8 protein-coding genes, 1 tRNA gene and 1 pseudogene are annotated in these 8,786 nt (G+C 68.0%); 4 read left to right on the top strand and 6 right to left on the bottom strand.

Features of this window, described 5'->3' with window-relative positions; genetic code table 11:
• Positions 1–163 precede the first annotated feature (163 nt).
• The 4 genes from ER13_RS14115 (at position 164) to ER13_RS14130 (ending at position 5,649) form a co-directional block, all read left to right on the top strand.
• Positions 164–943 (top strand): ZIP family metal transporter, encoded by a 780-nt coding sequence (locus tag ER13_RS14115; RefSeq protein ID WP_035310226.1) that lies wholly within the window; start codon positions 164–166, stop codon positions 941–943.
• A gap of 249 nt (positions 944–1,192) precedes the next feature.
• Entirely contained in the window at positions 1,193–3,412 is a 2,220-nt protein-coding gene (locus ER13_RS14120; protein ID WP_008260477.1) for a glycoside hydrolase family 3 N-terminal domain-containing protein, read from the top strand.
• 113 nt (positions 3,413–3,525) lie between these two features.
• Positions 3,526–4,686: a glutamine-hydrolyzing carbamoyl-phosphate synthase small subunit gene (carA, locus tag ER13_RS14125; RefSeq protein WP_008261405.1), complete on the top strand. Its 1,161-nt coding sequence runs from the start codon at positions 3,526–3,528 to the stop codon at positions 4,684–4,686.
• 18 nt (positions 4,687–4,704) lie between these two features.
• Complete coding sequence (locus tag ER13_RS14130) at positions 4,705–5,649, top strand: hypothetical protein (RefSeq protein ID WP_008263236.1); 945 nt, start codon at positions 4,705–4,707, stop codon at positions 5,647–5,649.
• Between the two features lie 10 nt (positions 5,650–5,659).
• Here the strand turns inward: ER13_RS14130 and ER13_RS14135 are convergent, their stop codons facing one another.
• From ER13_RS14135 to ER13_RS18755, 6 genes and pseudogenes are all read right to left on the bottom strand, one after another.
• Positions 5,660–5,926, bottom strand: coding sequence for a hypothetical protein (locus ER13_RS14135; protein ID WP_008262121.1), 267 nt, complete (start codon positions 5,924–5,926; stop codon positions 5,660–5,662).
• A gap of 190 nt (positions 5,927–6,116) precedes the next feature.
• Positions 6,117–6,551 (bottom strand): hypothetical protein, encoded by a 435-nt coding sequence (locus ER13_RS14140; RefSeq protein ID WP_008258733.1) that lies wholly within the window; start codon positions 6,549–6,551, stop codon positions 6,117–6,119.
• A 7-nt stretch (positions 6,552–6,558) separates the two neighbouring features.
• On the bottom strand, positions 6,559–6,816 hold the full coding sequence (locus tag ER13_RS18040; RefSeq protein WP_008262511.1) for a type II toxin-antitoxin system Phd/YefM family antitoxin: 258 nt from the start codon (positions 6,814–6,816) through the stop codon (positions 6,559–6,561).
• A 156-nt stretch (positions 6,817–6,972) separates the two neighbouring features.
• Positions 6,973–7,047: transfer RNA gene (locus ER13_RS14150), tRNA-Glu, on the bottom strand.
• A gap of 52 nt (positions 7,048–7,099) precedes the next feature.
• Positions 7,100–8,284: a cystathionine gamma-synthase gene (gene metB, locus ER13_RS14155; protein WP_035310224.1), complete on the bottom strand. Its 1,185-nt coding sequence runs from the start codon at positions 8,282–8,284 to the stop codon at positions 7,100–7,102.
• A pseudogene (locus ER13_RS18755) lies at positions 8,281–8,786 on the bottom strand (alpha/beta fold hydrolase); the annotation flags it as partial. The gene metB and the pseudogene ER13_RS18755, both read right to left, overlap by 4 nt.

Raw genomic sequence — 8,786 nt, forward strand, 5'->3', positions numbered from 1 at the left:
TGATGATTCTTTTTTTTTTTTTTGATAGACCCGCCCCCCCCGGAGCTACACAAAGAGTCGGTCTTCGCCGGCGTCAGATGGGTATAAGAGACGGGTGAAGGTTTCTCTAACGCGACTGTTCGGGCTTGTCTCTTGCCGTATCCACCGCCACAGCAGGCGGATGATGGAATCCCTTTCCCCGATCGCGGCCGGCGCCCTGGGCAGTCTGGCGGCGGGCATGATGACGGCGGTCGGCGCGGCGCCCATGCTGTTCGTCAAACGGCCGGGACAACAGACCCAGAGCGTCCTGCTGGGCTTCGCCGCCGGGGTGATGCTGGCGGCCTCCTTCTTCTCGCTGATCATTCCGGGCGTCGACGTGCTCCAGGCCGGGGGCGCGTCCCAGGGCTGGGCGGCGGGGACCATGGCGGCGGCGGTGCTGATCGGGGCCACGGTGATCGGCCTGATGAACCGGTTCGCGCCCGTGGACATGCTGGCCATCGGTCCGGCCCAGTCCAAGCACCTCGCCCGTCGCATCTGGCTGTTCATCATCGCCATCACCCTGCACAACTTCCCCGAAGGCGCGGCCGTCGGCGTCAGTTTCGGCGGCGGCGACATGCACCAGGGCCTGGCCACCGCCCTGGGCATCGGCATCCAGAACATGCCCGAAGGCCTGGCCGTCTCGGCCGCCATGGCCTCGCTGGGCTATGGTCGCGGCGCCGCCTTCCTGGCCGCGCTGGCGTCGGGTCTGGTCGAGCCGGTCGGCGGTCTGATCGGGGCCGGCGTGGTGGGAGCGTCGCCCGGCGCCCTGCCGTGGGGCCTGGGCCTGGCGGCCGGCGCCATGATCTATGTCGTCACCGCCGAGATCATTCCCCAGACCCGCGAACAGTCCAAGGGGGACGGCTCGATGATCGGTCTGATGATCGGCCTGGTGGGCATGATGTTCCTGGACATCGCCCTGGGTTGACGGGCGCGCGGTGGTCGCCGACGTGTCAGTTACATCATTTACATCCGGCGCGGGTCTGGACGGGGGCATGCGCCAGAGGTTAGGCCACATGCCTCCCCGGCCTGATCGCACGATCTCGCCGCCGATCTTCCGCCCGACCTTCCGAAGGAGCGCCCCATGAAGACGCGACCTGTAAAACCTTCGGCTTCCCGTCGAAACTTCTTGTCTGGCCTCGGGCTTCTCGCCCTGATGGGCGCCGGAGTCTTCCCCATGCCTGCTACCGCCGAAACCGCCCGCGCCGTTCAGCGTCATCGCCAGCGGATCGAAGATCTGATTGCGGCCATGACCGTGGAGGAGAAGGCGGGCCAGTTGAACCTGCTCGCCGACCCGTTCCGCTGGATGCCCACGGCGGTCAATCCGCTGGACGGCACGGGGGACCCCGCGCGCGTCACCGCCCTGATCCGCGAAGGCAAGGTCGGCAGCCTGTTCAACGGCATCGGCGCCGAGACCGGCCGCCGCATCCAGCAGGTGGCGATGGAGGAAAGCCGGCTGAAGATCCCGCTGCTGTTCGCGGCGGACGTGATCCACGGCCTGTCCACCATCTTCCCCGTGCCCCTGGCCGAGGCCGCGGCCTTCGACACCCATCTGGCCTATCGCACCGCCCGCGCCGCTGCGGTCGAGACGGCCGCCTCGGCCGTGCACCAGACCTACGCCCCCATGGTGGATGTGGCCCGCGACCAGCGCTGGGGCCGCAATGTCGAAGGCGCCGGCGAGGACGTGCTGCTGAACAACCTGCTGGCCGCCGCCCGGGTGCGCGGCTTCCAGGGCGACAAGGGACTGGACGACCGTGACGCCGTCCTGGCCACCGCCAAACACATGGCCGCCTATTCGGGCGCCATCGGCGGGGTCGAATACAACACCACCGACATGAGCGAACAGACGCTGCGCGGGGTCTATCTGCCGCCGTTCAAGGCGGCGGTGGACGCCGGCGCCCTGTCGATCATGAGCGCCTTCAACGACGTCAATGGCGTGCCCGCCTCGGGCAGCCGCAAGCTGCTGACCGACATCCTGCGCGGCGAATGGGGTTTTGAGGGCTTCGTGGTCTCCGACTACACCTCCGAACAGGAACTGGTCGCCCACGGCTTCGCCGAGGACGGCCGCGACGCCGCCCGCCTCGCCTTCAACGCCGGGGTGGACGTGTCCATGGTCTCGGGCCTGTATCTGGAACACCTGCCCAGCCTGGTGGCCAGCGGCGAGGTGTCGATGGCCCGGCTGGACGAGGCGGTGCGCCGTCTCCTGACCACCAAGGCGGCCCTGGGCCTGTTCGACGATCCTTATCGCGGCACGGATCCGGTGCGTGAAAAGGCCGTGGTGGGGTCGCGCGAACACATCGCCCTGTCGCGCGAGGCGGGCCGCAAGTCGGTGGTCCTGCTGAAGAACGACAATCAGCTGTTGCCGCTGAACAAGAGCCAGAAGATCGCCCTGGTCGGCCCGTTCGCCGACGACGTGGACAATGTCTGGGGGCCGTGGACCATCTGGGGCGCGCCCGAACGCCGCGTCTCGCTGGAAGCCGGCTTCCGCGCCGCCATGACCGATCCGCAAGCCCTGACCGTCGCGCGCGGCTCGGGCGTCGAGACCCCGCTGGACGGCGGGATCGAAGAGGCCGTCCGTGCGGCCGCCAACGCCGACGTCATCGTCCTGGCCATCGGCGAGAGCCAGAAGATGTCGGGCGAGGCCCAGTCGCGCACCGAGATCGTCGTCCCGGCCCCGCAACAGGCCCTGGTCGACGCCATGGCCGCCACGGGCAAGCCCATGGTCATCCTGCTGCGCAACGGCCGGGCCCTGGCGCTGGAGGGCAATGTCAAGAACGCCCAGGCCATCGTCGTCACCTGGTTCCTGGGTGAGCAGATGGGCAACGCCGTCGCCGACGTCGTCTTCGGCGAACACGGCCCCTCGGCCCGCCTGCCGGTCAGCTTCCCGCACAAGTCGGGCCAGCAGCCTTACTCCTACGACCACAAGAACACCGGCCGCCCGGCCAATCCGGACCTGCCGATCGAGGAATACAAGGCCCGCTATCGCGAGACGACCAATACGGCCCTGTATCCGTTCGGCTACGGCCTGACCTATGGCGAGGTCGCCTATGGTCCCGTCGAAATGGCGAGCGATCAACTGGCCTGGGCCGGGACGCTGGACGTGGCCGTGACCGTCACCAACCAGGGCGCCCATGTCGCCGAGGAGCTGGTCCAGCTCTATATCCACGACCGGGTCGCCAGCCTGACCCAGCCGGGGCGGCTGCTGAAGGACTTCAAGCGGGTGACGCTGCGGCCGGGCCAGAGCGAGACGGTGCGCTTCACCCTGAACGCCCGCCAGCTGGGCTTCATCGGCGAGGACAATACGTATCGGATTGAGCCGGGCCTGTTCGATCTCTGGCTGGCGCCCCATGCCCAGGGCGGTTCGGCGGCCCAGTTCCGTCTGGTCGGCCCGGCGTAGAATGCGGATGGTCGTTGACCCGGCGCACGGCAGGGCTTAACGACCCCGCCGTTTGTTTAGTCCAGCGGTCTGGGGCCTCCGTTTAGGCCGGATTCGTGTGTAGGAGCGCGCCCATGACGATCAAGATTCTTCCGGGCGCGACAGGCGTCCTCGCGCTCGCCGACGGCACGGTCCTGCAGGGAATCGGCGTCGGAGCGGTCGGATCGGCCCTGGGCGAGGTGGTCTTCAACACCGCCATGACCGGCTATCAGGAAATCCTGACCGACCCGTCCTACATGAGCCAGATCCTGGCCTTCACCTTCCCCCATGTCGGCAATACGGGGACGAACGTCGAAGACATCGAGCAGATGGGCGGCGGTTCGGACACCTCGGCGCGGGGCGCGATCTTCCGCGACGTGCCGACCGATCCGGCCAACTATAGATCGGACGCGAGTTTCGACGACTGGATGAAACGGCGCGGCGTCGTCGGCCTGGCCGGCGTGGACACCCGCGCCCTGACCAAGATCATCCGCGACAAGGGCGCCCCCCACGCGGTCATCGCCCATAATCCGGACGGCCAGTTCGACCTCGACGCCCTGGTGGCGCAGGCCCGCGCCTGGACCGGCCTGGTCGGTCTGGACCTGGCCAAGCCCGCCTCGACGCTGCAGGCGTTCGAATGGGACGAGGGGCTGTGGGAATGGCCGGAGGGCCACCCGAAGACGCAAGGCCGCAAGCAGGTGGTCGTCATCGACTATGGGGTGAAGCGCAACATCCTGCGCGCCCTGGCCTCGACCGGCGCGAAGATCACCGTGGTCCCGGCGACGACCACGGCCGAAGAGGTTCTGGCCCGCAATCCCGACGGCGTCGTCCTGTCGAACGGCCCGGGCGATCCGGCCGCGACCGGCGAATACGCGGTGCCTGAAATCCAGAAACTGGTCGCCAGCGGCAAGCCCCTGATGGGCATCTGCCTGGGCCACCAGATGCTGGCCCTGGCCCTGGGCGCCAGGACGGTGAAGATGGAACAGGGCCACCACGGCGCCAACCATCCGGTCAAGGATCTGACCACCGGCAAGGTCGAGATCGTGTCGATGAACCACGGCTTCACCGTCGATCGCGACAGCCTGCCGGACGCCGTGACCGAAACCCACGTCAGCCTGTTCGACGGCACCAACTGCGGCATCGCGGTCAAGGACAAGCCGATCTTCAGCGTTCAGCACCACCCCGAGGCTTCGCCCGGGCCGGCCGACAGCCTGTATCTGTTTGATCGGTTCGCCGACCTGATGGGCCCGCGTTGACGCCATGAAGCTGATGTCATGAGACGGGGGGCTGTCCGGTCGAACTATCTGGACTGGCTGGCCCAGGCGCTGGAGGTCGGACGCGGGACCGAACCCCTGCCTGACGGGGACGCGGTGGTCGGTTACGCGACCGGCTATGACGCCGCCGACATCGCCCCCTTCGTCCTGTCGCTGCGGGCGGTGTTCGACGGCCCGGTCGCCCTGGTGGTCGACGCCGACCCCGACCTGCGCGCCTTCCTGATCCAGAATGACGTGACCGCCGTCGATGCGCCGGTCTGGCGGGGCTGGGCGCCCCATCCGGTGATGCAGAGGTTCGTCGCCTTCGCCGGCCTGCTGGGCGACCGGCCCGGCGCGGGCCTGGCCTGCGACGTGCGCGACGTCATCTTCCAGGCCGCGCCCTTTTCGCCCGCGCCGCACGGACTGGAGGCCTTCATCGAGGCCGAGACGCCCCTGGCCGACCACGGCTTCAACATGAAATATCTGCGCGCCCTGTTCGGCGAGGCCCAGGCCGCGCAACTGGGCGACAAACCCTGTCTGTGCGTCGGGACGGTGCTCGGGCCGCGGGCCGAGGTCGCGCGTCTGTCGCGGCTGATCCTGTCATTGGCCGCCACGCCCCGCTCCGAGATCGGCGGGGCCTTCGGCGTCGATCAGGCGGCCTTCAACATGGCGATCCATCAGGGTCTTACGGCCGCGACCCTCCGGGCCAACTACGGCCGCGTGGCCACCCTGGGCCTGACGCCCGGCGATGCTCTGAGCTTCCGCGACGGACAGGTGGTCAATCCGGACGGGACGACCAGCCCCATCGTCCACCAGCACGACCGCCATCCCCACCTGGACACGGCCGTTCACGACCGCTGGGGCGGCGGACTGGAACACCGCAAACGGGTCCGGCCCAAGTCGGCCGGCCAGAAGCTGGCCAAGCTGACGGCCTCGCTGCGGCGGCGGACGCCGGAACTACGCTAGGGTTTTCTATCTAGGGAAGGGGCGCGAAACTCTTGTCCTCGCGCAGGGCGCTGGCTTTCTGCACCGCCATGGGGGCGGCGTGCAGCCAGTAGTCGGCGTCGTCTAGCCTTTGCTCGCGGCGGCGTTCCTGGCCGCGCATCCGTCTCAGGGCGGCGTTTTCCAGAAGGCGTGCGTGCAGGGCGCGGGGCGTCGGTTCGGGGATGGCGGAAGAGCCGGGGACAGCGACGAGATCGGGGCCTTGGGGCTCTACCGCCGGACGGGCGATGGCGATGAACATGAACCACTCTTGGGGGATGGGGAGAGGGGGCGCTTCTGCACCAGGCGACCGTGGATGAGCCGCAGTCGCTGTGGATAGTTCCCGAGCGTGTCCGAAAAAAGGTCCGTGAATCGAAAGGCTTGCTGCCTCAATCCGGTCAAAGGGGTTGTGGATTGATTAACCGTGGTCGGAGGAATGCCGGGTCGGGCTGTCACGCCTTGCGATCCGCCGCCTTGAGTTTCCGCTGCCGGACAAGGTCCAGCATCGTCGCGCGAAGCCTGTCGTACAGGCCCTTGGGTATGAGGCCGTAAGCCCACTGTACGCCCGGCTTTACGGGAACAATGCCGGGATCGTCCCATGAGACGCTGTTGGCTTCGCTGGCGATGATATAGCTGCGCGCGTCCTCCAGGCCGAGGTGCTGCCCAACCCTGTGCGGGATCTCGATGGCGACCGTGCCGGCCATCGGCGGGGAATGGGTGATCGGCGCGACCAGAATGTCCGTACCGCCCTTCGCCTTGCGAAGGACGGCGGTGACGATCACGCAGGGCCGGGTCTTGGCGCCGTCCGCATAGCCCTTCTCGCGCTCGTGCGACCACAGGAAGTCGTAGCGGATCACCAGGCCGACGGTCGGATCCGGCTTTTTCACGCGCGGTCTATTTGATCAGGGTCTCAAGCTTCGGATCGGCCTCGCCGTAGTCCGCCGCCTCAAGGGCTGCGGCCCATTCGTCAGGAAGGTCTTGCGTCGCATAGGCCTGGCGCGTGTCGCGCGCCTTCAGCCGCTCATATTCTTCGATATCGAGCAGCACCCGCGCGGGGCGGCGATGCTTGGTGATGAGCACCGGCTCCTTGCCGGATTGCTCAATATAGAGCCCCGCCCGCGTCTGGAATTCCGTCGCACTGACTTCTCGCACGAATTCCTCCTGGGGGCGGCTGAGATGTCCCGATATTAGCTATTTTGCTGATAATGGCAAATCTTGACTGAGCAGCGCGGTCTAGCTTCGCCGTTTTGATATGTTGGTAGGCAAGAGGGCGGCGGCGCACTCGCCTGCAAACGCCTTGAAACCCGGTGGCAGTCCCTAGGGGAGTCGAACCCCTCTTTTCAGGTTGAAAACCTGACGTCCTAACCGATAGACGAAGGGACCGCGGCCGGGGCGGCGCATTTGCCCCGGTTCGGCCCCCTCTGCAAGCAAAAAATCAGGCGGCCTGCGCCTTCGCCGGGATGACGGCGTCCAGGGCCGGAAACAGGTCGGCGATCAGGTCCTCGACATGCTCCAGCCCGACCGACAGCCGCACCAGGCCGTCGCTTATGCCGGCGGTGGCGCGCTGTTCGGGCGTCATGGCGGCGTGGGTCATGGTGGCGGGGTGGGCGATCAGGCTTTCGACCCCGCCCAGGGATTCGGCCAGGGTGAAGATCTCCAGCGTCTCGACCAGGTCGCGCACGGCCTCGGTCCCGCCTTCCAGCTCGAAGCTGAGCATGGCGCCCGGTCCCGCCTGTTGCGCGGCGACCAGGGCGTGGTTGGGGTGGGACGCCAGGCCCGGATAGTGAACCACCTTGACCGCCGGGTGGGCGGCCAGCCGTTCGGCGATCTTGCCCGCCGTGGCCTGTTGCCGCTCGATCCGGGCGAACAGGGTCCGCACCCCGCGCAGGGTCAGATAGGCGTCGAAGGGCGAGCCGGTCACGCCGGTGCAGTTGGCCCACCAGGCCAGGGTCTGATGATCCTCGGCGTCGGCCGAGACGACGGCGCCGCCGACCACGTCGGAATGGCCGTTGATGAACTTGGTCGTCGAGTGAACGACGAAGTCGGCGCCCAGCTTGATCGGGTTCTGCAGCGCCGGCGACAGGAAGGTGTTGTCGCACACCACCTTGGCCCCGGCCGCATGGGCGCGGGCGCAGATGTCGGCCACGTCCACCAGCCGCAGCAGGGGGTTGGACGGGGTCTCGACCAGGACCATTTTGGGCTTCAGCGCCAGGGCGGCCTCGAAGGCGACAGGATCGCCCTGATCGACCAGCAGCAGGTCGAAATGGCCCTTCCTGGCGCGGGCGTTCAGCAGGCGGCAGGTGCCGCCGTAACAGTCGTGCGGCGCGATCAGCAGGTCGCCCGGCTCCAGCAGGGCCAGGGGCAGATCGACCGCCGCCATGCCGGTGGCGGTGATGACGCAGCCGGCGCCGCTCTCCAGCTCGGCCAGGGTCTCGGCCAGGACGTCGCGGGTCGGATTGCCCGACCGGCTGTAGTCGTATTTCCGCTTCTGTTCGAAACCGGCGAAGGAATAGTTGGACGACAGATAGAGCGGCGGCATGACCGCGCCGTGGGCCGTGTCCGTATCCACGCCCGTGCGGGCGGCGATGGTGTGCGGGTCGGCGGGGCGGCGGGCAGTCATGCTTTGATGTCCTTGAAAGCGGCGCGGAGGATGTCGCCGACGAAGGCGTCCTCCTTCAGAAAGGCGTCGTGGCCATACAGGGAGGGCGCCTCGACGAAGCGCCACAGGGTCGGCAACCGCGCGGCCAGTTCGCGGATGTCGTCGATCGGCACCAGCCGGTCGGAGGTGAAGCCGATCAGGGTGACGGGGGTGGAGATGGCCTCGGGCGTCACGCTGTGGCGGTCCAGGGAATCGGACATCGACAGCCAGCGGGCCGGGGTGGTGTGGGTGCGATAGGCCTGGCCCCGCGCCGTCAGATAGTCGCAGACGGGATAGGCGCCGCCGACCGCGTCTGGCGCGGTGGTCTCGAACCGGTCGTTGAACTCTTCGGCCGTGCGATAGGTGGTCATGGCCAGTTCGCGGGCCAGGGCCACGCCTTCTTCCGGGCGGCCGGCGGCGACGGCGAACTGAAGGATGCGGCGCTGGATGCCGCGCCAGGCGGTGGCCTGGGGGTGGGCGCGGT

The organism is Brevundimonas sp. EAKA (genome assembly GCF_000698025.1).
In the GTDB taxonomy this organism is placed as follows: Bacteria; Pseudomonadota; Alphaproteobacteria; order Caulobacterales; family Caulobacteraceae; genus Brevundimonas; species Brevundimonas mediterranea_A.